Raw genomic sequence first — 25,877 nt, 5'->3', positions numbered from 1 at the left:
TCACTGGAACTAATTGATAATGTGTCTTTATTATCTTTTTATGCAGAGGATCCACAACCACTGAGAATTAATTTAAATAGTAAAATTGGTAGCAATGTTAACAAAGATCGTTTCTTAATTTTCATAAGTGGCTTTATCCCCCTTAAATTAATTATTTCCCGTAAAAATTGCTAGAAATATTGTAGTAGATCGGCTTCGGTCAACTTATTTTTTTCAGTCTGATTCAAATCAAGAATGATTTCGCCTTTCTTTAGGACAATCAAACGGTTGCCGTACTTCATTGCATCTGACAAATCATGGGTGATCATCATACAAGTTAATTCTTTTTCTAAAATTATCCGATTGGTTAATTCCATCAAATCTTTGCTAGTTTGTGGATCTAAGGCTGCTGTATGCTCATCTAACAACAATAATTCGGGCCGTTGAATAATCGCCATCAAGAAACTCAAGGTCTGTCTTTGACCACCAGAGAGCTTTTCGGTGAAAGTGTTCAAGCGATTGTCTAGGGTTGGTAGATTGGAAATTAATTCTTGAAATTCAGGCATATGACTTTTTAAGTTGCGTAATTTTAATCGACGAGCCAGGCCACGTCTTTTAGCTAACAAGAGATTTTCTGCCACTGTCATTCGAGGTGCGGTACCAGATTTAGGATCTTGATAAACTCGACTGATGTGACGGCTTCTTTTGGCAAGATTCTCGCTGGTAATATCTTGACCATTTAATAGAATTTGGCCAGAAGTTAATTTGTTTGTACCAGTTATGGCGTCTAGTAAAGTTGATTTACCTGCACCGTTAGTTCCTAAAACAACTAAGAAATCCTTGGGATTGATGGTTAGATTGATATTATTCAAAATATTTAAATTTTCGTCGTCGTTATAGATTGTCTTGACGGCATCTTTTATTTCCAATAATGGTTTCATTTTGTTTTAACCCCATTTCTCAGTGTTTTTAAAAATTGAGCTCGAATAGTTGGCAAAGCCAAGCAAAGAGCTAGGATAATTGCTGAAATTAGTTTCAAATCGTTTGTATTGAAGCCTAATTGTAAGACGACCATCAAGATCAAGCGGTAAACGACACTACCAATGACAACACTGATCAGTCGCACGCTAAGTGGAACGTCTGGGTAAATTACTTCACCGATAATAATGGCGGACAACCCGATAACGATGACGCCGATACCCATGTTTACGTCGGCAAAGCCATTTTGTTGAGCAATCAAGCCCCCGGTTAGAGCTACGATACCGTTAGAGACCATTAAACCGATAAACTTCATCACAGTGGTGTTGATACCAAGTGAAGCTGCCATCGTCTCGTTGTCACCTGTGGCGATGACCGCTTGACCTTTTTCAGTATTTAAGAAGATTATCAGCAAGAAAATAATCAATGCGATGATAATTAAACCTAAAATGATGCCGTTGAAGTTGGTTGGCAATTTGTCGAGACCAAATTGATTGAAGATGTTAGTTGACTTGGTCAAAGACATATTAGCTTTTCCCAAAATACGTAGGTTGATCGAGTATAGCGCCGTCATGGTCAAGATTCCTGCCAATAGAATCGGTACATTTAACTTTGCGTATAAAAAGGCAGTTGCAAAACCAGCGAGACTACCGAAGATAAAGGCAATCAATAATGCATAGAGTGTTGAGTGGCCACTTTGAATGAGACTGACTGCAGTCACAGCTCCTAGAGGAAAGCTACCTTCAACGGTCATATCTGGAAAGTCCAAAATTCTAAAAGTAATAAAGAGCCCGATAGCCATGATGGACCAGATAAATCCCTGACTTATAGTAGATACGATTAAATTCATTTGATGATCTGTCCTTTCTTTTCAGCTTCTTTGGTGAGTGAGTCTGGAAATTGAATGTTGAGTTGTTTAGCCATTTTTTCATTCAAAATCAAATGACCTTTTTTCATGAAAGTAACTGGTGTAGTAGCAGGATTTTCTTGATGCTTTAAGATTCTGACAACGTGCATGCCAGTCTCTTCGCCTAATTCATATTGGCTCAAACCAACTGTTGCCAGACCGCCATCTGAAACCATAGTAGTTGCAGCAGGAAAAACAGCAATATTTTGTTTGGCGGCGATTGATGATAGCAACTTCATACCAGAAGCTACAGTATTATCTGTTGGTACGTAGATAGTTTGAACACCTTCGGCCAAAGCGGTACCGACTTGTTGAATATCATTAACTGAATTGATGCTAGAAACTTTGACGGTTAAGCCTTGTTTCTTAGCTAAAGTTTTCATTTTTTTCATCTGACTAGTGGCTGAAGCATCACTTGATGTGTAAATGATCCCAATTGTCTTTAGGTTAGGGATGACTTGTTTCATCAATTTGAGTTGAGCCTCTAATGGTGCTTGATCAGAAACACCAGTGATGTTACCACCAGGCTTTTGGTTGTTACTGATGATACCAGCACCTTCAGGATCGGTAACAGCTCCCATGACGATAGGAATCTTAGATGTGGCATTCTTTAATGATTGAACTGATGGAGTAGCAATTCCGACTGCTACATCGACGTTATCTTGGACAAATTGCTTACTGATCGTTCGAAGATTACTTTGATCCCCTTGAGCATTTTGAAATTCAATTTTGATGTTCTTGCCATCGATATAACCGTTCTTCTTTAAAGTATCATCGATCCCCTTGTTGATCTGGTCTAAAGCAGGGTGTGACATTAACTGTAAGACCCCAACTTTTGGAATAGCGTTTTGAGCTTGCCGATCAGAACGGCCGGTGTAAAAGTATGCAAAAATTAAAAACATTGCCAAAGCAATTAGTGTTGCGTAAAGTCTTCTCGTATGTTTCATCGTTATATTTCCCCCAAATTAAAAAGGCAATCCCAGAGTATGTGGGATTGCCTTATAGAATAAAATACCCACATGGTTAAATTTGAAAAATTTTTCCATGCGGGCTTTGAAATTATCATAGTTTAATAAGCCGACACGGATTCAATCCTCTTCAGACTGAATCCATCTCGGACCAATCTGAGTTATCGGCTTTGCCAACGAATATTCACGATGTTTAGAGAGTTTAATGATTTCATAATCCATTTCTCCTAACAAATTGATGTCTCAAATATATTTCAACCTTCAGGAAATGTCAACTACAAATTTATAATGCGAAAATTATTAAATATTTTCTGAAAAAACATATAATGTAGTTAACTGTAAAAGTATGAGGAAATAACATGCAAAAAAAATTGAAAGTCCTGTTGCTAGTTGGATTTATCGTCGCCTGCATTACTGGATTAACTTACTTTGATAGTTTTTTATATCACGATCCCGTCATGAAAGTCGAAAATGTTAAAAAGTTAGGAAAGTCTACCTCGACGGATGAATATAAAAATACGGACACGCAAATTACTCAAAAAGTTAGCGGACGGCTTTTGAATACAAAAAGTAAAGGTAAAACTATCTCGTTTAAAAATACCTATTACAATTCTCAGTTGACCGATACAAAATTTACCACGGGCCAACAAGTAATTTTATCTAAGAGTGGTCGTACTTATACACCCAAGAACCTTAAACGAGATACCAGTTTAGTTTTTACTTTAGGTTTAGTCATATTTTTACTCTATTGTATGAAATTTGATCGACGAAAATTATTCGCCAGTATCTTGATCAATGTAGTTATTTTTTACGGATTTTTACAAGCAATCATCAAGACTCACAATAGTGTTTTAATGCCTCTAACCGTTATAACGGCGTTATCGATTTCTGCAACGGCACTTTTGATTATCTTAGGACCAACTTATCAGGCGGCTATGGCATATAGCAGTACCGTAATAGCAACCACCGCTGCATTATTGTTAAGCCTCTTCATTTTGAATCTATCTGGCTACAGTGGAGTGCATGTTGAATTGACCGATTTCGAACTGCAACCATATAAAGGAGTTTTCTTTGCCCAGGTTATCTTCAGTGTCTTGGGAGTTATCTTGGATGAAACCATGGATATTTCTTCATCATTGATTGAAATGAAAAAGGAATTGTCTGATGTAAGTGAGAGTACTTTATTTAAATCCGGCATAAATATTGGCCGTGAATTGATCGGACCGCTGATCAATATTTTGTTATTCATCGTGATTGCTGAGAATTTGAATATTGTTCTATTGTACTTGAGCAATGGTAATTCAATTGGCTATACCTTTGATATGACTTTGGGTCTAGGATTGACGCAATTGTTGATCAGTGCGATTGGCATCATTTTGACCGTACCGGTGACCAGCTTGATAGTCAGTAAAGTAATAACAAGGAGGGTGAAATAAATGTTATATCTATTTTTAACTTTCGTTGTGTTACTGCTGATGGTGACCGGAACTCGTGGACTGACATTGCTGTTTGGTTTAGGAATTAATGTCTTCTCAATCATTGCTCTATTAATTTTGATTGCCGACGGTTTCAATGCCGTAATTACGACCATCGTTATAGCGGTAATTATTTTGGTGGTTGCAATTTATATGAACGTTGACAACCCCAATACCGCAAGTATTGCTTTTAAAACCTCATTATTAATTATGATCGTGATCCTTTTAATTACGATTCCTTTAGAATTTTGGGCTAATGCTCAAGGAATGGCGGCGGAAAATCAAGATGAACTCGAAGGCTTTTCTTTGGCCGCTGGAATTTCTTATCCACAATTGGCAATTTCAATCATTGTGATCAATAGTTTAGGAGTGATATCTGAAACCAGCGTGGCTATTACCAGTGGGCTAAATGAAATTGTTGAGAATAAGCCTACTTTAACACCAGCAGAGATATTTAATGACGGCTTTTCAGTCGGAAATAAGATATTGAATACCCAGACGAATACCTTGCTATTTAATTTCTTTGCTTCAACTTTTCCACTATTCTTTGTAATTCATTCATTAGGATATAAATTTACCGAAATTTTAAATGATAAGTTAGTTGTGGCTCAAGTTTTAACGACTCTAATTTGTACCATTGGCGTCATTTTGACTGTGCCGATAACGGCTTATCTAGTGTATCGAAGAGCAAATAACAAATCTAAAAAAACCACTAAATAATTTTGTGAACGATAACAGAATTGGTGTAACCGTTGCCAAAAATAATTAGTCCACCTAAAATGGATGTAATGATTAAAAGGGAGATCTAATAATGGCATACAGTGATTGGTGGAAAAAATCAGTAGTTTATCAAGTTTATCCAAGAAGTTATCAAGATAGCAATGGTGATGGGATTGGTGATTTGCCAGGATTGACCAGTCGTTTAGCTTATATCAAAGACCTAGGAGCTGACGTTATTTGGTTAAATCCAATTTACAAGTCACCAGATAAAGACAACGGCTATGATATTAGTGATTATCGCAGTATTCAGCCGGCTTATGGAACAATGGCTGACTTTGAGACAATGTTACAAAGAGCTCATACATTAGGTCTCAAGATTATGATGGATTTGGTGGTAAATCATACTTCCGACCAAAATAAATGGTTCCAAGAGAGTAGAAAATCTAAAGATAATCCATATCGTGACTATTATGTTTGGCGTGACCCAGTTGACGGGCATGAACCAAATAATTGGGGTTCATATTTCAATGGACCAGCTTGGAAATTTGATGAGACAACTGGTCAGTATTACTTGCATCTCTTTGCTGATGGTCAACCAGATTTAAACTGGGAAAACCCTAAAGTTCGTGATGAAGTGTGGAATATTATGCGCTTTTGGCTTGATAAAGGTGTTGATGGTTTTAGAATGGATGTTATCAATCTGATTTCTAAACCTGCTGGCTTGCCTGATGGGCACAAAGAACCAAATGAGCGCTATGCCAACGTTGGCAAAATTGTCGCAGATGGTCCGCGTTTGAATGAATTTTTACAAGAAATGAACCAAAAAGTCTTATCTAAATATGACGTTATGACTGTTGGAGAAATGCCTGATTCAACGCCCGAAGATGCTATAAAATATACAGGACTTGATTCAAATGAATTGAATATGGTCTTTCAATTTGATCATGTGGGACTTTCAGGTAATCCAGATCAACGATTAGGAAAATGGTATGATGCACCAGTTAAACTAGTTGAGCTAAAGAAATCATTGAGTAAATGGGAAACCGAACTCAACAAAAAAGGCTGGAACAGTCTGTATTGGAATAATCATGATCAGCCACGTGCGGTTTCTCGTTTTGCGACGGATGACCCTAAGTACCGAGTTAAAGCAGCTGAAATGCTAGGTACAACTTTGCACATGATGCAAGGAACACCTTATGTTTATGAAGGTGAAGAGTTGGGAATGACTAATGTTCACTACACAAAGCTTTCTCAATATGAAGATTTGGAATCTATCAATGCTTATCACGAATTTGTGGATGAAGAGAAAATCATTGATAAAGATTCGATGTTGAAATATTTATCCGCCCGGTCGCGTGACAATGCTAGAACACCTATGCAATGGGATGAAAATAAGAATTCAGGATTCTCAAGTACTAAACCATGGTTTGAATTGAATCCTAATTATCCGGAGATAAATGCAAGGGATCAAATTGAAGATGGCGAGTCCGTCTTCAGTTACTATAAGAAATTGATTGATCTACGTCATAATAGCGATTTGATTGTCTATGGAGATTATTAATTGTTAGATCCCGAGGATGAACAAGTATTTGCTTACAAGCGCCGTTATAACGGAGAAACATTGTTGGTAATTAGTAATTTCACTAAAGAAATGCTTACAAGGGACTATGGTCAGGCTAAAGGTAAATTATTGCTTGGAAACTATAATGATGATTTAAATATGGAGCTGCGTCCATATGAAAGTAAGATCTATTTATTCAAATAGCTATAATATACAAGTTATGAAATCAAGGGCTCAGCTTTTGATTATTGAACACAATGAAATAAGTTCGATGATATGTGCATGTACACATACGATAAGAAAAAATAGAAGAATCCACAATGGACTCTTCTATTTTTTTGACCGAATTAAAATTTTTCACCATCTAATTTAGCCCAGTCAAAGTTTGCAGATTACCTCAAATTTTATGAGGTGCAGTTCGTCGCTTATCGAGGGTATTTAGTTGATTTACTTAACCTTATTATCGGCCATTGGCAATAAAAAGGTATTGATTATATATACAATCCTGACTATACTACTTTTTGAAAACGTATACAAAAGGAGGAGAGAAATGACTTATGCAATGATTGGTACTTGGAGAATGGCATATGAAGGTTTGTGTAAAGGATTGAATTTACTTAAAAATGATAGTAATGCTGGCGATGCCGTTGAAACTGCCATTCAAGAAGTAGAGAATTATCCTTTTTTTAAATCAGTAGGATATGGTGGTTTACCAAACGCTAATGGTTTTGTAGAAATGGATTCCGCTTTTATGAATGGTGACACATTTGAGGTGGGGGCAGTCATGGGTATCAGTGATGTTAAAAACCCCATTTCGGTTGCTAGAAGTCTCAGTCATGAACATTTTAACAGCGTAATGGTAGGCGATGGTGCCACTCAGTACGCTACTCAAAATGGCTTTGAAAGAAAGAATATGCTAACAGATAGGGCCAAAAAGATATGGGAAAAGCGAAAAAAAGAAATCGCTGAAAAGAATCTTTCTCCCTATGACGGACATGATACGGTTGGCATGGTTAGCCTAGATAAAAAAGGATCAATAAATGTGGGAACTTCAACTTCAGGACTTTTCATGAAGAAGCCCGGAAGAACTGGAGATTCTGCACTAGTTGGTGATGGATTTTATGCAGATAGCGAGATTGGAGGTGCTGCAGCAACTGGACTAGGTGAAGATATCATGAAAGGGTGCCTATGTTATGAGATTGTGCGGTTAATGGGGGCAGGGATTAGTCCTCAAGAGGCTTGTGATAAAGCAGTCTATCCTTTTGTTGAAAAATTAAAGAAGCGTTATGGCAAAGCAGGAGAATTCTCACTGGTAGCTTTGAACAAAGCAGGAGAGTGGGGAGTAGCGACAAATGTTGAGTTTACCTTTGCCGTTGGTACACAAGATGATGACGCAAAAATTTATATAGCTCACCCAGTGGATAACCAAAAAACTAAAATTGAACCAATAACGCAGGATTGGTTGGATGCATATGAAAAGAGAATTAAGGCACCAATAGATTAGAGGAGTTTTATTCATGGAGTATTTATACAGTCAAATTGCTAAAGATTTAGAAAAAAAGATTGATAATGGCGAATATGGAGTCCATCAAAAATTACCATCAGAGAATGAATTGGCATTTCAATTTAGTACTACACGTTTGACCATTCGTAAGGCTATAGAGACGTTGGAAAAAAGACATGTAGTGGTAAAGGATCGTAACCGTGGGACTTTTGTTTTATCACCTGCGCTAAAGATCTCAAGTGGATCACAAGGTCTGGTGAGTTTTACCGAAGCTGCTGAAAGTAGGCAGTTAAAAGCTGAAACTATTCTCGTCAAACTTGCTAGCGTTTCAGATATCTCTAATATTTCTGAGCAAGTAGTCAAACAATTAATGCTTGATCAGACGTCGGAACTTTGGGAAGTAGAACGCGTACGTCTTATTGATAAGGAACCAATGACTCATGAAATGATTTATATTCAAAAGAAATTTTTACCCGAATTAAATGAAAAAAATGCACTTGGTTCTTTATTTAAGATGATTGAAAAAAATATCACCATATCGTACGGATCACAAGAGTTAGAGGCAGTACTATTAGACGAAAATATTAGTAAGATGTTACACGTTCCTGTAAATAGCCAGGCATTTTTTGCTCAAACAACTTCATATTCGGTTGAAGGTTATCCCATTCTTTATGATGAATCTTATTATCGAGCTGATAAGTATACTTTCCATAATATCCTGTATAGAAAACATTGATTTGGAGGTTAATAGTATGAAAGTAATAGTCTTCTTAGATCAAATTCAATCTGGTTTAGGTGGCAAAGAGAAGGCGGATACTGAACTTGGTGGGAAAAAATTGCCAATGGGAGCCGCAGACACGATTGATAAGAATTTAAAGAAAAAAGATTCTGAGGTCATGGCAACATTCTTTTGCGGAACTGAATACTACGAGAAGAATCGAGATGAAGTGAACGGAAAGATCACTAGAATGTGTAAAAAAATGCAACCAGATGTGTTACTTGTCGGTCCGGCATATGATTATACGGATTTTTCTAAAATGGCTTGCAGTGTTGGTTTAGCAGTCCAAAATGATTCAGATATCCCTGTTGTCGCCATGATTGCAGAAGAGAAAAATGCGGATACGATTGCCGAGTTTAAAGATAAGTTAAATATTATTCACATGCCTAAGAAAGGAGGAACTGGATTAGCGGATTCAATTGATCGGGGCATTGAATTGTGTGAAATGAAAGTTAAGAAAGAGGATATAACGGATTTTGTAAATGATTATTGTTTTTAGAAGGGAATGATTTCTGTGCAAAAAAAATTTGAGCAAGTATTAATGCCAGTGGCGACCAAGCTCGCCAATAATGTGGTTCTACGCTCACTTCGGGATGGATTTTTAATTATTACGCCATTAATTATCGTTACATCAATTTTCCTGCTAATTGGTAATTTTCCAATTCCTGGCTGGGCTGATTTTTGGAGTGGCGTCTTAGGGCCAAAATGGTCGGAATGGTTTAGTGCCGTATCTGATTCAGTTTTTAGTTTTACAGGTTTATTGGCTTGTTTTGGTATCTCTTATGCATATGGTAAAAATCGTGGACTGAAAGCAGTTCATGCCAGTGCAGTTGCAATTGTTTCGTTCTTGATAATGACACCAACTACAGTTGAAGTTGGTAAGAAAACATTAGGTGCAGTTCAAACAATTTATTTAGGACCTAATGGTATTTTCTTGGGATTGTTCACGGCTTTAGTCAGTGTTGAACTTTATCGTTTTGCAATCAAACGTAATTGGACTATTAAAATGCCTGATGGAGTTCCTCCTGCTGTTAGTGAATCTTTTGATGCATTATTACCAAGTGGTTTTGTAATCTTATTCTTCTTTTTAATCAGAATTTTATTTAGTTTAACTGACTTTGGAACAGCTTATAATTTCATTTATACCATGTTACAAGCACCATTGAAGAATGTAGGTAATTCATTACCATCAGTACTTCTATATAATTTCTTGGCATCATTGTTATGGTGCTTTGGTATTAATGGGCCAACTATTACAAATAGTGTTTGGTCACCAATTTTCTTTGTCTTAACACAAGATAATTTAAAAGCCTTTCAAAGTGGTGCCAAGTTGCCTCACATTTATACACAACAATTTATTGATATTTTCACAACATATGGTGGCGGTGGTAGTACGCTTTCGCTATTGATTGTAATGTTATTCGTATGTAAGTCGAAACGGATTAAAGAATTAGGTAAATTGGCCATTGTTCCGGGAATTTTTGGAATTAATGAACCTATTATCTTTGGATTGCCAGTCGTTTTGAATCCAATTATTGCTATACCATTTATTATTGTGCCTGTTTTAAATACTCTTATTTCTGGTATTGTGTTCAGTCTTCACTGGATACCATATACAAATGGGGTCATGTTGCCATGGACAACTCCACCATTGATATCTGGATGGCTCTCGACAGGTAGTTGGCTAGCATCAGTTTTACAGTTATTTGAGTTAGTTCTAGGCGTTATAATTTACTATCCATTTGTAAGGATGCTAGATAAACAATATCTGGATGAAGAAGCTGCAGCTGAAGAAATGAATGATGTCGATATTGATTTTAGCAATATTTAGAAGGGATGAGAGGATTGAAAAAAATAAGGCCTGATTTTCAAGAAATGTTTGATCAGTCAGAACAAGAATTTTTGGATGATTTACGTCAGTTAATAAGAATCCCCAGTGTTAATGGAGAAAAAACCTATCAAGCTCCCTTTGGAATTGGACCTAAACGAGCTTTAGAATATCTTTTGGAACTGTCAGAAAAATTAGGATTTCGAACAGGGCAGGTAGCCGACTGTGTTGGATGGGCTGAATACGGGCCTGAAGCGACTGTCGCAAATGATTATTTTGGAGTTTTAGGACATGCTGATGTTGTCGATGTAGTTGATGACTGGAATTATCCGCCATTTGATTTATCCATTAAAGATGGTTATATGTATGGGCGTGGCGTTTTAGATAATAAAGGTCCATTAATGGCTGCTTTGTTAGCTTTATATTTAATCAAAAAGCAAAATATACCTTTGAAAAAAAGAGTTCGTATCATGTTTGGAACGGATGAGGAAATGGGTAGTCGCGATATTTCTAAATTCTTGAAAGTTGAGAAACCTCCTTATGGTGGATTCACACCAGACTGTAAATTTCCTATCGTTTATGGTGAACGTGGAATTTTAGATTTAACGATCAGTCAAAGTATTAAAGATGGTTCGCTAAAACAAATTGATGACCTAAGTGGTGTATTTGATCGAAGCTTTTTGCCCGACTATGCTAGTGTCACAATTTTAGGAAATAAATTAGAATTCCACGGTAAAAAGGCACCAAGCAATGCGCCTGATTTGGCAGATAATGTCTTACCTAAATTAGTTGAAAGCTGCACTAGTTTAGACGGACAAATTGGACAAGTGTTTGATTGGATCAATCAAAGTTTCGGTCACCAAACAAATGGTCAGGGGTTAGGAATAGACTATCATGATGACGATTCGGGTGATTTACAATTGTCTTTATATGAAATTAATATAGTTGATGATTCTTTAGAAATAAGTTTTTCATTGCGATATCCGGTTACTTTTACGGAAACGACAGTGTTGAATCAAATACGTAGTCGTCTAATGCCGGACATGAATTTAATGATTAATCGCAGTTTTCCATCTGTCGTTAAGGATAAGGATTTACCCTTTATGCAAAAGTTTTCAAAGATATACGAAGCAGATACTGGATTAGATGGAACTCCAGTTACAACCACGGGAGCAACATACGCTAGAAAGATGCCAAATATAGTGGCTTTTGGTCCGTCATTTCCTGGGCAGAAAGGCATAGCCCATAAAGGGGATGAATGGATGAAATATAGTGATTGGCAAATGATTATGCAAATTTATTACGATTGTTTATTGTCGGAGTTGACTTAAAAAAGTAAAGTTTACTGTATTTTGACTAGCTGATCTTAGTCCTTAAGTTTGAATTTTTAATTATGCTGCTTTTAGAACGGAAAATTCTCGGTATTTTGCCGGTGACTTTCCGTTTAGCTTTGTCTTGATAAGTTAAAAATTAATAGTTTGTTTCTGAAAATCAAATATTTGTTTTCCTGAAATTTCATAAGTATAATTATTTGTGTTTGATTCAAAGGGAGAATAAAGATGAAACTATTCAGGAAAGGCATCTTGTATGCTTTAATCTTTTTATTTGGTATTAGTTTAGCTAATGCTTTAATTTTCAGCAATAATTATGATAATGTCCAAGCGGCCACCTTGCGTAATAAGAAAAGGTTAAGTTCGAGAGATTTTTATTATCGTATTTCTAAGAATCACTTGGTGAAAGCTAGTGACGTTAAGGTAATAACAAAAATTGGTAGACCTGATTCAAATATGGTTAGTACCAATATTCCAAATGATTTTAAACTAAAAATAACTAATCCAAGAACAGTTGTATATAAGCTCAACGGGGAGAAAACGTCTAAAAGATTACCTAAGGGAAAGGTGATTGAAATTGGCAATAAATCTAAATGGTTCAATGACTCCTATTATAAAAGTTCAAAGAATAAAATGATTCATGTGACCGATAGTACATGGATTTAAATAGATCTATTAAAAAAGTGATGCTGCATATTTATAAATATGCAGCATCACTTTTTTTAGAATTGTTCAACAATTTTTTCTTTTGTATCTAAACCATATTGGATCCACTTATTTTTCTTTTCATCAGTGAGCCGGAATACCGGAGCACTAATACTAAATCCACCAAAAATCTGATTATTTTTCACTAATGGAAAACCGATGCAATAGACACCTTCCTGGTTTTCAATATCATCAATGGCGTAACCGTTAGTTTTTGCCTGGGCAATATTATCTAACAAGCCCTGACGAGTGACGATAGTATTATCTGTTTTCTTTACCAGAGCAGTTTTATCCAAATATTCTTCAATTTTTTTATCAGAATAATAAGGCAAAACGGCCTTACCCATAGCAGATGAATACATATCCATTGCTCCCCCAAGCTCTAAATCAAAATGGATACTGTTAGTACTTTTGGCTCTATCTAACAAAACGATTTTATCGTTTTCAATTATTCCTAGATTGACTGCCTCAGTAGTTTGGTCTCGTAGCTTATTAAGAAACGGCATTGCTATTTTATCCAAATCGAAACTCTGTGAAGCTTGATCGCCATATTTAAGAAATACAGTTCCTAAATAATATTGTTTTGTAGCACCATAGGATTTTACAAATCCGCAATATTCCAGTGTTTGTAGGATTTTAAGGACAGTTGATTTAGAAGTATCAATATGGGCACTTATTTCTTTTAAACCTGGGGCTGCTTTAGAGTCTGAAATAAAATCTAATATTTCCTTAGCCTTCAGTAAAACGGCGCCGTATAAATGTTGATCAGACATTGGAACACCTCTTTTTCTTTTAATTATACCCGTAATTCAAGCATATAGGAATTATATATTTTTGTGAAAGGGCTTGCAAAAAATAAAAACAAGGTATAAACTCTTCTTGTAAATAAGAAATGTCATTTCCTAATAGGAAATATAAACAGGAGGGTTTTTCAATGTCAGAAATTCATGAAAGTGCAGAAGAAATTCGTCAACATGAGGAAGAATTAAAAAACAACTTTGGGATGGATAAGTTTAGTCTTAAAGGCAAAGTTGCTATTATCACCGGTGGTAATACTGGTTTAGGACAAGGTTATGCGATTGCCATGGCTCGTGCTGGTGCGGATATTTTTATTCCAACTTTCGGCAAGAAGGAATGGGACAATACTAGAGAATTGATCGAAAGTATGGGTCAAAAAGTTGAATTTATGGATTTGGATCTAACAGCTCCCGGTGCTGCCAAGAAAGTCATTGAGACTGCAATTGATAAGTTTGGACACATTGATATCTTGGTAAATAATGCCGGAATGATTAAACGTAATCCAATCCTAGAATCTAAAGATGAAGACTGGGATCGTGTAATTAATATTAATTTGAATGCTGTTTATTACTTATCATTAGAAGTTTCTAAAGTATATGCAGAACAAAAATCCGGAAGAATTATTAATATTGGTTCAATGCTCTCATTCCAAGGCGGTAAATTCATTCCTTCATACACAGCTTCAAAACACGGTGTTGCTGGATTAACTAAAGCCTTTGCTTCAGAAATGGGTGCTTATAATGTGACAGTTAATGCTATTGCTCCCGGATATATTAAGACTGAGAACACTGCACCAATTCGTGCTGATAAGTCACGTAATGATGAAATCCTTGGCAGAATTCCTGCAGGTCACTGGGCAGAACCTTATGAATTGATGGGACCAGCCGTATTCTTAGCAAGTGACGCTGCTTCATATATCAATGGAGCTATTGTTCCTGTTGATGGTGGATATTTAGTTCGTTAATTTTGGTATTTAAACAAAAATAATCTCTGGGGGGTTACTCATGGCTGTCATAAATTACATTATGTCGTTGGGTGCTAGTGTAATGATGCCTATCATATTCCTGATTCTTGGTTTACTTATCGGAATGGGCTGGGGTAAATCATTAGTATCTGGACTTAAAGTTGGTGTTGGTTTCGTCGGACTGAGCGTTGTTACTCAGTTGTTGTCAGATAATATCGGTCCCGCTGTTAATGCCATGGTCAAAACTTATCATTTACATTTATATACACTTGATATTGGTTGGCCAGCCGCTTCACAAGTAGCATTTGGTACGTCAGTTGGTGCGATTATTATTCCATTGGGACTATTAGTTAATGTTTTAATGTTAGTCATTGGAACGACTAAAACATTAAATATTGACCTTTGGAATTACTGGCATTTTGCCTTTATTGGTTCAATTGTTTACTTTGCTACAAAGAACTTTTGGTGGGGACTATTCGCAGCAATCATTACCATTATCATCACATTGATTGGTGCGGACAGATCTCAAAAGAAAGTCGAGAGTTTTTATGGTAAGGATCTAACCGGGATCTCAATTCCACAAGCATTCTGTGTAGGTTTTATTCCTTTCGCAATAGTAACAAATTGGATTGTTGATCGTATTCCTGGCCTCAACAAGGTTGATATCGATGCCGATAAAATGAAAGAAAAGTTCGGTGTTTTAGGTGATCCAATTGTCTTGGGTGTAATCATTGGTATGTTGATTGGTGCACTTGCTCATTATCCAGTTGCTAAGATTCTTCAATTAGGTGTTATTCTTGCCGCTGTCATGGTTTTGATTCCCAGAATTACAGGATTATTTATTGAAGGACTTTCACCAATTTCCAAACGTACACAAGAAATCATTAAAAATAAATTTAAAGGTAGAGAGTTCAATATTGGTATGACTCCTGCTCTAGTAATTGGTCATCCTGTTACTTTGGTAGCAAGTCTACTATTGATTCCAATTATTTTATTCTTGTCAGTTGTTATTCCTGGAAATGAATTCTTACCATTAGCTAGTTTGTCTGGTTTGATTTATATATTCCCATTAGTACTTCCATATACTAAAGGAAATGTTCTTAAGACATTATTAACAGGTATTTTTAGTTTGATCTTTGGTGTTCTTTCAGCAACAGCGATTGCAAAAATCTTCACTTTCGCTGTAAAAGCAGTTCAACCAAGTTTGATTCCTGCAGGTACTTCATCAGTTGCAAGTATTGACTTTGCAGCCAGTCCATTAGCCTGGATTGTATATGAAGCCACTGCAAATCTACCTATTATTGGTGCCATTGTACTAGCAGTTATCGTTGCTGGTTTAATGTTCTGGAACAGAAAAGAAATCAAAAAAGGTATGTAATTAATGGAGTCTCCTTGGGGTCAAAATCTTCAGGGAGATTTTTCATTTGGAAGAGGTGATATGATGAGTGAACTACTTACCATTGGTGAACCTCTAGTGGTTCTGTGTTCAACTGATCCTGACAGTACAATTCAAGATTCGGTGAACTTTAATAAGGTTATCGGTGGAGCAGAGTTGAATGTAGCTGTGGGCACTCGTCGCCTAAACCATTCAGTTGATTATATTGGTCAAGTTGGTGATGATCCCCAGGGAGACTTTATCAGAAATGAATTGAATAAACGTAAAATTAATACTGACTACTTGATGACTAGCAAGGAATTCTATACAGGTTATCAAATGAAACAATTAGTAAGTCAGGGCGATCCATTTGTCTTTAATTTTAGAAAAGGATCGGCAGCTTCACATATTGATCAAAATATTATTGAAAAAATTGACTATAGCGATACTAAAATAATTCATTTGACCGGCATCTTTCCCGCTAGTTCTTCTGATGCTTTAGGTACAAGCATTTTACTAGCACAAAAGGCCAATAAAAGTAATATTACCTTAACTTTTGATCCTAATTTACGTCCAGCCTTGTGGACTGATAAGGAAACGATGGTAAAAACGATCAATAAAATAGCTAGTTACGCTGATATCGTACTTCCGGGTCAAAATGAGGGAAAGATTTTAACCGGATACGATGATCCAGAAAAGATTGCTGACTTTTATTTACAAGGTCGAGCTAAGGCAGTTTTCGTAAAAACAGGTGCAAAAGGATCTTATGTTAAGACCAAAGATGGACATAGCGCAATGATATCAGGATTTAAGGTTAAAGAGGTTGTTGACACTGTCGGTGCTGGTGATGGTTATGCACTCGGCGTTATAACGGCTTTACTTGAGAATAAATCCTATGATCAGGCGGCTAAGCGAGGCAATGCAATTGGTTCGTTACAAGTCAGGACGCATGGAGATAACGATGGCTATCCTATGCGAAATGAATTAGACAATTATTACTTAGAAAATGGGGTTGAGGAATAAATGACATTATTAAAATTCGATTCATTGAAAAAAATTCAAGAAAATGGGGTCGTTGCTGTAGTTAGAGGTTACAACGAAGAAAACTCATATAAAATTTCAAAAGCCTGCATAGATGGTGGAGTTACAGCAATTGAATTGGCCTTTACTTCTCCAAATGCAGACGTAACTATTAAACGTTTGAGTGATGAATATATTGCTAATGAAGCCGTGGTCGTTGGTGCAGGAACCGTTTTAGATGCGCCAACTGCAAGAATTGCAATTATTGCAGGGGCAAGGTTCATCGTCAGTCCTTCATTTAATGCTGAAACTGCCAAAGTATGTAATTTATATAATGTTCCTTATGTACCTGGGTGCTTTACACCGACTGAGATTCAACAAGCATTAACTTATGGGGCAGATTTGATCAAAGTATTTCCAGGTTCAATTGCCGGAAAAGGAATTATCAAAGAAGTACAAGGACCATTCCCTAATATCAATATCATGCCTAGTGGTGGGGTTTCATTAGACAACATGAAGGAATGGTTTGCTAGTGGATCATTTGTAGTTGGCGTTGGTGGTAGCCTTGTTGGACCAGGAAAAGACGACAATTACGAACAAGTTAAAAATAATGCAGAGGCATTCCACAATGAATTTGAAAAAATAAATGATAAGGAACTTTTAGTCTAAAAGCAGACTTGATCGTTATTGTGGATTGGAGAATATTATGGAAAAGGTTTTAACTTTCGGAGAAATGATGCTTCGTTTGAAACCAGCTGGGTGCAAACGAATCGTTCAGTCCGATGAATTCGAAGCTGCTTATGGTGGTTCAGAAGCTAATGTCGCTGTATCATTGCTTTTACAAGGTGACCAAGCCAGTTATGTGACTAAACTTCCTCAAAATTTACTAGGTACTTCAGCGGTCGATACCCTGAATAAGTATGGAGTGAACACGAGCAAGATTTTATATGGAGGTAATCGTTTAGGAATTTATTTCTTTGAAAAAGGCGCTAGTGTAAGAAGTACTAATGTTGTTTATGACCGAAAAGCGAGTTCGTTTGCTGATTCCAAAGCTGATGAATATGATTGGGATAGTCTTTTATCCGGAATGAGCTACTTTTACTTTTCTGGCATTACAGCTGCCATTTCTGATCAAATGAGAGAAACGTTACTTATTGCATGTCAATATTGTCATCAAAATGGAATTAAGGTTATTTTTGATACTAATTATCGAGGTAAAATGTGGAGCTCTGGTGAAGCACAACAATTTTCTAGTCAAATAATGCCATATGTTGATGTATGTTTAGCCAACGATGAAGATTTTGAAAATAGCTTGGGTATCAAGGCTTTTGATGGTGATATGGAACATGGTATCGATCAGAGCAATAGTTTTAAAGATGGTATGCAAGAAGTTGTTAGAAAGTATCCCAATTGTAGTATCGTAGCCAGTATTTTGAGAAATATTAATTCAGTTGAAGATAGTAAGTGGACAGCATTGTTATTGAAAGATGGTCAAATGTACGAAAGTCCAATCTATAATATGCACGTGTATGAAGGAGTTGCCAGTGGCGATGCATTTGGAGCAGGTCTAGTACATGGTCTAATTCATGAATTCGATAACCAAAAATTGATCGATTATGCTATTTCAGCTAGCGTATTAAAACTAACGATTTCAGGCGATTTGAATCTAGTGAATGAGAGAGAAATCTTGAATAATATGACTAAGATTTCCGCAATGAGTCGTTAATAAAAAAGTCTCTTAACTAACCCTAATTAGATTAGTTAAGAGACTTTTTTGAATTAAAACTTTTCACCAGCTAATTTAGCTTGATCAAAGGCGGCAGCAAGAATCTCATTCGCATGCATTGGATCCTTGTCCATACCCTCGGCGAAAACAGCTGAATAGTCAGTAACGCCGATCATATTTAAAATCATCTTGAGATATTTGTCAGCCAGATCGTCGATGGGACTATCTTTAGGGGTTAACTCGTTATGGTAGTTGCCACCATTAGCTTGAAGATGGATGGCTTTTTTGTTGTGCAGATCACCAGTGGTTGAACCATCAGCGTTGTAGTGGAAAGTTTGACCAGCTTGCATAATAACATCAATGTAACTCTTCATTTCAGCCGGCATAAAAAGATTGTACATTGGATTTACAAAAACATATTTATCAGCATTTATGAATTCATTGACCCATTCTTGACGAGCGTCGTTGAACTCTTTTTCATCATTGGTTAAGGCTTCTTTGGTAAAGTGCTTATTGAAGATGGAAAGAGATAGCTTATTCAAAGGAAATGGCATAAATTCAGAAACATTATGAACAATAATTTCATCTTCTGGGTTCTTGGCAGTATAGGCGGTCAGAAAATGTTGATACAATTGATAGCTTGATGATTGTTTGGCAGACTCTGGGTGTGCATAAATAACTAGTACTTTTGACATATTAAAGACCTCTTTTTTGTTTAACTACAATTATAGTCAATTATCAAAGCTTTCAAAAGATATATATATTACTTTTCAGCGAGTCTTTGTGCCATATCGCCATCTGGGTAGACAGTCAAAGTTCTGGCTTTACCAGTAAATAAAACCAGTCCTGGTTTGGCACCTTTAGGTTTATGCAATTGGCGAACTTTTAAGACGTCTACGGCGACTTGCTTCAATCCCCGGCCTTTGCTGTAGTAAGCGGCTAAACTAGCAGCTTCCAGTAAGGTTTGTTCGCTGGGATTAGTGCTGTGAATAACGACATGCGAACCAGCTAATTCAGAAACGTGCATCCAATAGTAATCTTTTTTAGCTGTCAGGGTGAGGTGGTCGTTTTGGAGACTGTTTTTGCCGACTTCAACTAAGACGTGATCACTAGTAAAAAAGTGTCTTGGGTGTGCTGGTGTTTGGGGTTTAGACGAATGAAGCACATGAGTTTTTATGGCGTCTTCGGCAATCAATTGTTGTTTGATGATAGCAGCTTGTTTTTCATCAGTAGGATCAAAATTTTTCTGTCGTTGCAGTTGTTTCTCCAGATTTGATTTTGCCTGTTGGAGGTTGCCGTAAATGGTCTCAAGCCCCCGTTTGTCACGATGATATTGATGGAAATATTCTTCGGCATTAGCCATGATCGATTTTTTAGGATCAAAATAAATTGTGACTTCTTGTCCCTCTTGGCGATAGTCTGGCAAGATGACGAACCCTTTGGTTAGGTCAATTTGTTTAGAGTAGGTTTGTAGTAAAGTTCCCTTCACTAAGAGGATTTCAGTATCACCCAAACGCTTGCTAGCTTTTTCTAGGGATGAAATTTGTTTTTGAGTATGGTCGATTTGCCATTTCATTGCTGTAATGACTTCATCGGTAACTTTTATTGCTGGTTCAGTTGACATTTTGTAGCCTCAATTCATAACGTTATAACAGTATTATAGCATCAAAAAAAGGTCTTAGTTTTTGACTAAGACCCTTGGTGTAGGTGATTATTTATCGTTGTTTTTATCTTTCTTAGACTTGTTTTGATCTTTCCATTCGCTCATTGTCATAACGTCATTAACTTCTAATGAAACCTTATCGACGTCTTTTCCAGTCATTTCCTTAACTGAATGATTGATGGTATTGACGATCCGATCAAAGATCTGAGGAGCTGACTTGCCATATTCCAAGACAGCTTTTAATTCAAAGGAAACCTTGTCATCATCGGTATCCACGTTCACACCTTTAGTTGGATTGTCGATAAATCTGTCAGTGAAGTCACTGATAGCACCACCAGATAATGATAAAACTCCGTCGATAGTTTTAGCGGTATGGTTAGCGATTTTTTCTAAAACTTTATCAGAGAAGTTTAACTCTTTTTCGATTTTGGGTTGATTATTATTTTGGTTGTTACTAGGATTATTATTTTGATTTGGCATTTTGTTAACCTCGCTTTAATTTACTCTTTCATTACTTTTATCTTGCTTATTTTGCTTTTGCCATTCTTTTTTAGTCATAACATCTTTGACATAGACATTTGTCTCAACAACTTTTAAGCCAGTCATACCTGTAACGGCTGAGTCGACGGCATTGAGAATGTTTCTAAAGACATCATGAGCATTTTTACCATATTCAAGGATTATTTCGACATTAATTGCGGCTTGTTTTTCACCGACATCGACGTTGATTCCTTTAGTAATGTCTTCTTTACTGCGAAGGCGATCGGCAATACTGTCAAAAAGATTTCCGTTAAGCGATAGGATTCCCTCAATGTCACGTATGGCCATACCAGCAATTTTTGCAATAACGTCTTCGTCAAAAGTTAACTTACTGTTTTTAACTAAATCATTGTTTAACTGTTGGTCTGTCATAATTTACTCCTTTAGCTGTAGAAATTTGATCAATTTCATTCTTAAGTCAGTTTTTTCTTCGGCTTTTCCAGTTAAAGCAGCGACTAAATATCCCACTAGACCTGCCAAAATAATCAGGATTAGGTTAAAGAAACCTAAGGTGATCCAGAGAAGAACAATTGAGCTGCCAATCAGAAAGCCGATAATTCTTCTTTTCATAAGCTGCACCTCAGACTACGCGAGGAGCGTTGCCGTCACCTTGAACGTGTGGGTCCAAATTAACAATTACTTTTTTAACGGGGATTCCCAAGTCATTGTGCAACTGATTCATTACCAGTTGTTTAATTTGAGCTCCTTGTTCAGTCAGGTTCATGCGTTGATCGCTCGTCGCTGAGATTGTAGTTTTGGCGGCACGTCTTCTGCCAAGCAATTTTACTTTTACATCGACATTATGCAAGGATAAATTTTCCTTCAGATGGTTTTTCAAAAGTTTTTCGATTGAACTGCGAGAAATATTTAATTTTCCCTTGTTAGATTGAAAACTTAAGTCACTATGTGAAGAACTAGCGAACAAACCATACACTAGAATTGCTAGGAAAGTTATTCCAGAGATAATTGCCAAGAAAAGTGCTAGGTAATGAAACGGCCAATTAAGTACTGGTAGTTGTTTAATAATTCTAGTGACTGGTGGAAGCGGGTAGGTGATGGTTATGAACCAAAGTGTTTGGATGATTCCTAATAATGCGGCGATTATTAAGAATATTCGAACAGGTTTTCTCATAGGCTACACCTTAAGAAGCACGTTTGAAGCTATTTAGAGCCCATGAAATTAGTAGAACTACGATTAGAGAGCCAACTATTGCTGGGAAAATTGCCATCCCGGCAACATCTGGTCCCCAAGTTCCTAAGAGGCTTTCACCAAGCCAAGCACCTAGTAAACCACCAATGATATTGCCTACCCACCCCATAGGCATATTACGATTGACGATCATACTTGCGACTGCGCCGATAACTCCTCCGATGATAAGTACCCATATTGCGTGTAACATAATTAACATCCCTTTCTTTAAAGATTAATTATTTTATACAATTAATCTCTTTATTTATGATTCCAATATATCTAGTTCCGAAATCTTGTGCAAGAAATAACTAATTAAGTTCATATGAAGAATGTTATGCAAAATAAAAAGAACCCAGTAACCACAAGGGGGTTGCTAGGTTCAAAATTTTTTTAAGGTAAATCATTGCCGGCAGCAAAGTAAACGTCATACCACTCTTGTTTTGTTAGCTCGATGTCGCCACCCTTGGCACTATCAGCGATATGTTCAGGATTCATTGTACCGATGATAACTTGGATGTTGGCAGGATGTCTCAAAATCCAAGCCGCTGCAATCGCATTTTTACTTGCATTATATTTATCAGCTAGTTTTTGCAGTTCCGTATTCAGTTGAGGGAACTTGTCGTTGTTGATGAAAGTACCGGCAAACATACCATATTGGAATGGAGACCAAGCTTGAATCGTAACGCCCATTCTTCTGGAGAACTCGATAATTCCACCATCATGATTAATTGAACGAGTATCTGTCATATTGGTGTGCATACCGAAATCGATCATACCTGTGTGCATGATACCAAATTGTAATTGATTAAACATCAATCTTTGATCAACTGCTTCTTGAACTAATAAGTATTGTTGAGGATTGAAGTTAGAAACACCGAAATGACGAACCTTACCAGATCTTTGCAATTCGTCAAAGGCTTCCGCGACTTCTTCGGGCTCCATCAAAGGATCAGGACGGTGGAGCAAGAATGAATCTAAGTAATCAAGTCCCATTCTCTTTAGAGAACCATCGACCGCATCAATAATGTGTTGTTTAGAAAAATCGTAACTTTTACCAGGGATAATTCCACCCTTTGATTGAATGTAAAAGTCATCACGAGTCAAACTACTCTGTTTAAGAGCCTCACCGAAGATCTTTTCAGAGTCTCCGCCACCGTAAATGTCAGCCGAATCGATATAGTTAATGCCACTGTCAGAAGCGACCTCCAAGTCTTTAGCCGCTTGTTCTGGAGTTAAGCTGTTCATGCGCATGATGCCAAGAGCAATAGCTGAAGCTTGCCAACTAGTATCACCGATATAAAGTTGTTTCATAAAAATGCCTCCAATAATTTAAATGTCAATTCAATTATTGAGTGTGAGTTGGGATAAGTCAACCGCAAAGATTACGCTTACAATCTGTATGTTCATGAAACTATATTTTGGAATTCCAATGTTTTCTTTAAAATTATTGAAATTTAATTTGAAAGGATTATCATCTAATTGTAAGCGATAACAAAAAGAGGGGAGCTAAATAGTATGAAATCTTATTTAAAGAAAGCTTTAGTAATTGTCGCTAGTTTTGTGGGGATGTTAGGGATGGCAGCTTTTTCAACCAATGACGTTCAAGCAGCAGCTGCCAAAGTTTCACCGATCAGTACAGTGACAACGACAACGCTTTATTCGAAACAAATGCATTTAGATTGGAACTATGATGTTTATTTACCAGCTGGCTATAATCCAAAGGCTAATAAGCGTTATCCAGTTCTTTACATGATGCATGGATTATACGGAAATCATCGTAATTTATTAGAGAGATTCAATTCGCAACAAATGCTAGATGGTGCTATGAAGCGTAATAACACTAAGGCAATTGTTGTTTTCGTAGATGGATTCAACAGCTTTTACGTGAATCAAAAAGGTGGCCTACCTGTTGAAAGTGCCATCATGAAAGATTTGATTCCAAAGATCAATTCAACATACAAAGTATCGAAATCGAGAAGTGAACATGCAGTTGGTGGGGTGTCTATGGGTGGATACGCAGCAGCTAGATTATCTTTGAAATATTCAAATTACTTTTCAAAAGCTATCATGGTTTCACCATCAGTCTGGTACAAACTACCTAAGAGTAATCTGATCAGACAAAATATGCATGCATTCACTGATGGAAAGACTAACTGGTCAGACAAGGTTTATAACGGACTATTTCCAACTAAATATATCAATAAGCAGACCAAACCAGTTAAATTTTATATTGAGACAACGTCAGATGACACGACTGTGCCAATTAAAGACGTTAATCATTTTGTGAAAGATGTAAAAAAAGATACGAATAAAGTCTCAATCAAGTATGTAAAAGATAGTGGCGATAACCATAACTGGAATTATTGGACTAAAGCAACTCCAAAAGCATATAACTGGCTGATGGGTGAATTTTAGACGAGGGGAGAGACAGAGATGAACAATAAAGAAATTGCCAATGAAATACTGAAAAAAGTCGGCGGGAAAGACAATGTTACGGCCAATGTTGCCTGTATGACGAGACTTAGATTAGGCATTAAGGACGAATCAAAAGTTGACCTAGAAGGTTTGAAGAGAATTGATGGTGTCCTAGCAGTTGTGAAAGCTGAAACGCTACAAGTCGTTTTAGGTCCAGGTAAAGTTAATAAAATAGCTGAACCATTTGCCGAACTAACTGGAGTTCCTCTAGGTAGTGATACCGATGATGAAACTGGTGAAGAAAACATTAAAGATATCGCTAAAGAGAATAAACAAGCGAATAAGGCTAAACATGATAAACCATTACAACGTGGCCTTCAACACATTGCTAACGTCTTTATTCCACTATTGCCTGGTATTATTGCAGCTGGGTTGATCAACGGATTAACTAACGTTATTGATTATCAAACAGGATCAGCTTTTTCAACTGATTGGTGGTACATGACTATTAAGACTTTAGGCTGGGGACTATTCACCTTCTTGCCAATCTTTGTTGGAATGAATGCTGCACGAGAATTTAAAGGTAGTGCCATTCTAGGTGGTATCGGTGGAACACTTTGTTTGGGAATTAAAATTACTGATTCACCACTGAGTTCTCAAGGTATCTCGATGCCATTCACTCATGCACCATTTACAGTTGGTGTCGGTGGTTTGATTACTGCTTTGTTGATGGGTATCTTCTTTGCCATTTTGGAAAGAAATATCAGAAAAATCATGCCTAGTGTTTTGGATACATTCTTTACGCCATTGTTGACAGTTATTATTGGCTCCTTACTGGCAGTCGTCTTTTTGCAACCAGCTGGTGCTTGGTTAACGACAGCAATTTACACTGTTATGGACTTCGTTTATACCAAATTGAGTATTTTTGGTGGATTTGTTCTATCGTCAACCTTCTTGGCCTTAGTTTCAGTCGGTTTGCATCAAGCTTTAACACCAATTCATGTTCTTTTGAATGATCCAACAGGTCCAACTCACGGTATCAACTACTTGTTGCCAATCTTAATGATGGCCGGTGGTGGCCAAGTTGGCGCTGGTTTTGCTTTATATTTCAAGTCGAAGAATAAACGTTTCAAAAAGATGGTTATGAGTTCCATTCCGGTTGCAATTCTAGGAGTTGGTGAACCTTTGATGTATGCTGTGACATTACCATTAGGTAGAGCCTTTGTGACCGCAAGTATTGGTGCTGGTTTTGGTGGAATCTTTGCTTCACTTTTCCATCTAGGTGCAGTTTCACAAGGTGTTTCCGGACTATTCGGACTATTGATCATGCAACCAGGTCAACAATTGACCTATCTCTTAGCCTTATTAATTGCCTATCTAGGCGGCTTTATCGTAACTTGGTTCTTTGGGGTTGATGAGAATAGAATCAATGAAATTTATCCAGAATAGA

The 25,877-nt window shown here is 36.8% G+C and carries 27 protein-coding genes and 1 pseudogene; 16 read left to right on the top strand and 12 right to left on the bottom strand.

Going from position 1 to position 25,877, the window contains the following annotated elements:
- Positions 1 to 170: 170 nt before the first annotated feature.
- Genes ACYT32_RS01400 through trpX form a run of 3 tightly spaced genes read right to left on the bottom strand, consistent with a single transcriptional unit; the run spans position 171 to position 2,811 of the window.
- Entirely contained in the window at positions 171 to 920 is a 750-nt protein-coding gene (locus ACYT32_RS01400) for an ABC transporter ATP-binding protein (protein WP_395264151.1), read from the bottom strand.
- Positions 917 to 1,807 (bottom strand): ABC transporter permease, encoded by an 891-nt coding sequence (locus ACYT32_RS01395; RefSeq protein ID WP_395264150.1) that lies wholly within the window; start codon positions 1,805 to 1,807, stop codon positions 917 to 919. The genes ACYT32_RS01400 and ACYT32_RS01395 overlap by 4 nt, the downstream gene beginning before the upstream one ends.
- Positions 1,804 to 2,811: a tryptophan ABC transporter substrate-binding protein gene (gene trpX / locus ACYT32_RS01390; protein ID WP_395264149.1), complete on the bottom strand. Its 1,008-nt coding sequence runs from the start codon at positions 2,809 to 2,811 to the stop codon at positions 1,804 to 1,806. Before trpX ends, ACYT32_RS01395 begins: the two co-directional genes overlap by 4 nt.
- Positions 2,812 to 3,191: 380 nt before the next feature.
- On the opposite strand from trpX, the gene ACYT32_RS01385 reads away from it, so the two are divergent.
- From ACYT32_RS01385 to ACYT32_RS01345, 9 genes and pseudogenes are all read left to right on the top strand, one after another.
- Positions 3,192 to 4,268, top strand: coding sequence for a YibE/F family protein (locus tag ACYT32_RS01385; protein WP_395264148.1), 1,077 nt, complete (start codon positions 3,192 to 3,194; stop codon positions 4,266 to 4,268).
- Positions 4,269 to 5,027 (top strand): YibE/F family protein, encoded by a 759-nt coding sequence (locus ACYT32_RS01380; protein ID WP_395264147.1) that lies wholly within the window; start codon positions 4,269 to 4,271, stop codon positions 5,025 to 5,027.
- Positions 5,028 to 5,118: 91 nt separating this feature from the next.
- Positions 5,119 to 6,792, top strand: a pseudogene (locus ACYT32_RS01375) (glycoside hydrolase family 13 protein).
- Positions 6,793 to 7,138: 346 nt separating this feature from the next.
- On the top strand, positions 7,139 to 8,092 hold the full coding sequence (locus tag ACYT32_RS01370) for a N(4)-(beta-N-acetylglucosaminyl)-L-asparaginase (protein WP_395264146.1): 954 nt from the start codon (positions 7,139 to 7,141) through the stop codon (positions 8,090 to 8,092).
- A gap of 13 nt (positions 8,093 to 8,105) precedes the next feature.
- Positions 8,106 to 8,828: a GntR family transcriptional regulator, LSA1692 subfamily gene (locus ACYT32_RS01365; protein ID WP_395264145.1), complete on the top strand. Its 723-nt coding sequence runs from the start codon at positions 8,106 to 8,108 to the stop codon at positions 8,826 to 8,828.
- A 16-nt stretch (positions 8,829 to 8,844) separates the two neighbouring features.
- Entirely contained in the window at positions 8,845 to 9,369 is a 525-nt protein-coding gene (locus ACYT32_RS01360; RefSeq protein ID WP_395264144.1) for a GrdB-related putative oxidoreductase, read from the top strand.
- A 15-nt stretch (positions 9,370 to 9,384) separates the two neighbouring features.
- Positions 9,385 to 10,701 (top strand): PTS sugar transporter subunit IIC, encoded by a 1,317-nt coding sequence (locus tag ACYT32_RS01355; RefSeq protein WP_395264143.1) that lies wholly within the window; start codon positions 9,385 to 9,387, stop codon positions 10,699 to 10,701.
- 14 nt (positions 10,702 to 10,715) lie between these two features.
- Entirely contained in the window at positions 10,716 to 12,029 is a 1,314-nt protein-coding gene (locus ACYT32_RS01350; RefSeq protein ID WP_395264142.1) for a Sapep family Mn(2+)-dependent dipeptidase, read from the top strand.
- A gap of 228 nt (positions 12,030 to 12,257) precedes the next feature.
- Positions 12,258 to 12,695 carry a hypothetical protein gene (locus ACYT32_RS01345; protein WP_395264141.1) on the top strand — a complete coding sequence of 146 codons (438 nt, stop codon included), beginning with the start codon at positions 12,258 to 12,260 and terminating at the stop codon, positions 12,693 to 12,695.
- 56 nt (positions 12,696 to 12,751) lie between these two features.
- Here ACYT32_RS01345 and ACYT32_RS01340 read toward each other — a convergent pair whose 3' ends face one another.
- Positions 12,752 to 13,507, bottom strand: a complete 756-nt coding sequence (locus ACYT32_RS01340) for an IclR family transcriptional regulator (protein ID WP_395264140.1) — start codon at positions 13,505 to 13,507, stop codon at positions 12,752 to 12,754.
- A 161-nt stretch (positions 13,508 to 13,668) separates the two neighbouring features.
- Here ACYT32_RS01340 and kduD point away from each other — a divergent pair, with 161 nt between their 5' ends.
- The 5 genes from kduD (at position 13,669) to ACYT32_RS01315 (ending at position 18,617) form a co-directional block, all read left to right on the top strand.
- Positions 13,669 to 14,496, top strand: coding sequence for a 2-dehydro-3-deoxy-D-gluconate 5-dehydrogenase KduD (gene kduD / locus ACYT32_RS01335; protein ID WP_395264139.1), 828 nt, complete (start codon positions 13,669 to 13,671; stop codon positions 14,494 to 14,496).
- Positions 14,497 to 14,536: 40 nt separating this feature from the next.
- Positions 14,537 to 15,874, top strand: coding sequence for a PTS galactitol transporter subunit IIC (locus ACYT32_RS01330; RefSeq protein ID WP_395264138.1), 1,338 nt, complete (start codon positions 14,537 to 14,539; stop codon positions 15,872 to 15,874).
- Between the two features lie 63 nt (positions 15,875 to 15,937).
- The gene (locus ACYT32_RS01325) at positions 15,938 to 16,894 is read left to right on the top strand and encodes a sugar kinase (protein WP_395264172.1); all 957 of its coding nucleotides are present in this window, start codon (positions 15,938 to 15,940) and stop codon (positions 16,892 to 16,894) included.
- Positions 16,895 to 17,560, top strand: coding sequence for a bifunctional 2-keto-4-hydroxyglutarate aldolase/2-keto-3-deoxy-6-phosphogluconate aldolase (locus ACYT32_RS01320; protein WP_395264137.1), 666 nt, complete (start codon positions 16,895 to 16,897; stop codon positions 17,558 to 17,560).
- 37 nt (positions 17,561 to 17,597) lie between these two features.
- Positions 17,598 to 18,617, top strand: a complete 1,020-nt coding sequence (locus ACYT32_RS01315) for a sugar kinase (protein ID WP_395264136.1) — start codon at positions 17,598 to 17,600, stop codon at positions 18,615 to 18,617.
- Between the two features lie 53 nt (positions 18,618 to 18,670).
- On the opposite strand, the gene ACYT32_RS01310 is transcribed toward ACYT32_RS01315, so the two are convergent.
- The 8 genes from ACYT32_RS01310 to ACYT32_RS01275 form a co-directional block, all read right to left on the bottom strand.
- On the bottom strand, positions 18,671 to 19,312 hold the full coding sequence (locus tag ACYT32_RS01310) for an FMN-dependent NADH-azoreductase (RefSeq protein ID WP_395264135.1): 642 nt from the start codon (positions 19,310 to 19,312) through the stop codon (positions 18,671 to 18,673).
- 68 nt (positions 19,313 to 19,380) lie between these two features.
- Positions 19,381 to 20,241, bottom strand: coding sequence for an NFACT RNA binding domain-containing protein (locus ACYT32_RS01305; protein ID WP_395264134.1), 861 nt, complete (start codon positions 20,239 to 20,241; stop codon positions 19,381 to 19,383).
- An 87-nt stretch (positions 20,242 to 20,328) separates the two neighbouring features.
- Complete coding sequence (locus ACYT32_RS01300; RefSeq protein ID WP_395264133.1) at positions 20,329 to 20,760, bottom strand: Asp23/Gls24 family envelope stress response protein; 432 nt, start codon at positions 20,758 to 20,760, stop codon at positions 20,329 to 20,331.
- A 15-nt stretch (positions 20,761 to 20,775) separates the two neighbouring features.
- Positions 20,776 to 21,192: an Asp23/Gls24 family envelope stress response protein gene (locus tag ACYT32_RS01295; protein ID WP_395264132.1), complete on the bottom strand. Its 417-nt coding sequence runs from the start codon at positions 21,190 to 21,192 to the stop codon at positions 20,776 to 20,778.
- A 3-nt stretch (positions 21,193 to 21,195) separates the two neighbouring features.
- Positions 21,196 to 21,390 carry a hypothetical protein gene (locus ACYT32_RS01290; protein WP_395264131.1) on the bottom strand — a complete coding sequence of 65 codons (195 nt, stop codon included), beginning with the start codon at positions 21,388 to 21,390 and terminating at the stop codon, positions 21,196 to 21,198.
- 10 nt (positions 21,391 to 21,400) lie between these two features.
- Complete coding sequence (gene amaP, locus ACYT32_RS01285; protein WP_395264130.1) at positions 21,401 to 21,952, bottom strand: alkaline shock response membrane anchor protein AmaP; 552 nt, start codon at positions 21,950 to 21,952, stop codon at positions 21,401 to 21,403.
- 10 nt (positions 21,953 to 21,962) lie between these two features.
- Positions 21,963 to 22,220, bottom strand: coding sequence for a GlsB/YeaQ/YmgE family stress response membrane protein (locus tag ACYT32_RS01280; RefSeq protein WP_395264129.1), 258 nt, complete (start codon positions 22,218 to 22,220; stop codon positions 21,963 to 21,965).
- Between the two features lie 182 nt (positions 22,221 to 22,402).
- Positions 22,403 to 23,323 (bottom strand): aldo/keto reductase, encoded by a 921-nt coding sequence (locus ACYT32_RS01275; protein WP_395264128.1) that lies wholly within the window; start codon positions 23,321 to 23,323, stop codon positions 22,403 to 22,405.
- Between the two features lie 204 nt (positions 23,324 to 23,527).
- On the opposite strand from ACYT32_RS01275, the gene ACYT32_RS01270 reads away from it, so the two are divergent.
- Both ACYT32_RS01270 and ACYT32_RS01265 read left to right on the top strand, forming a co-directional pair.
- The gene (locus ACYT32_RS01270; RefSeq protein WP_395264127.1) at positions 23,528 to 24,427 is read left to right on the top strand and encodes an alpha/beta hydrolase; all 900 of its coding nucleotides are present in this window, start codon (positions 23,528 to 23,530) and stop codon (positions 24,425 to 24,427) included.
- Between the two features lie 18 nt (positions 24,428 to 24,445).
- The gene (locus ACYT32_RS01265; RefSeq protein ID WP_395264126.1) at positions 24,446 to 25,876 is read left to right on the top strand and encodes a PTS transporter subunit EIIC; all 1,431 of its coding nucleotides are present in this window, start codon (positions 24,446 to 24,448) and stop codon (positions 25,874 to 25,876) included.
- Position 25,877 lies beyond the last annotated feature (1 nt).

Source organism: Companilactobacillus sp. FL22-3, from assembly GCF_054881455.1.
This window is presented reverse-complemented; position numbering and strand designations above follow the sequence as displayed.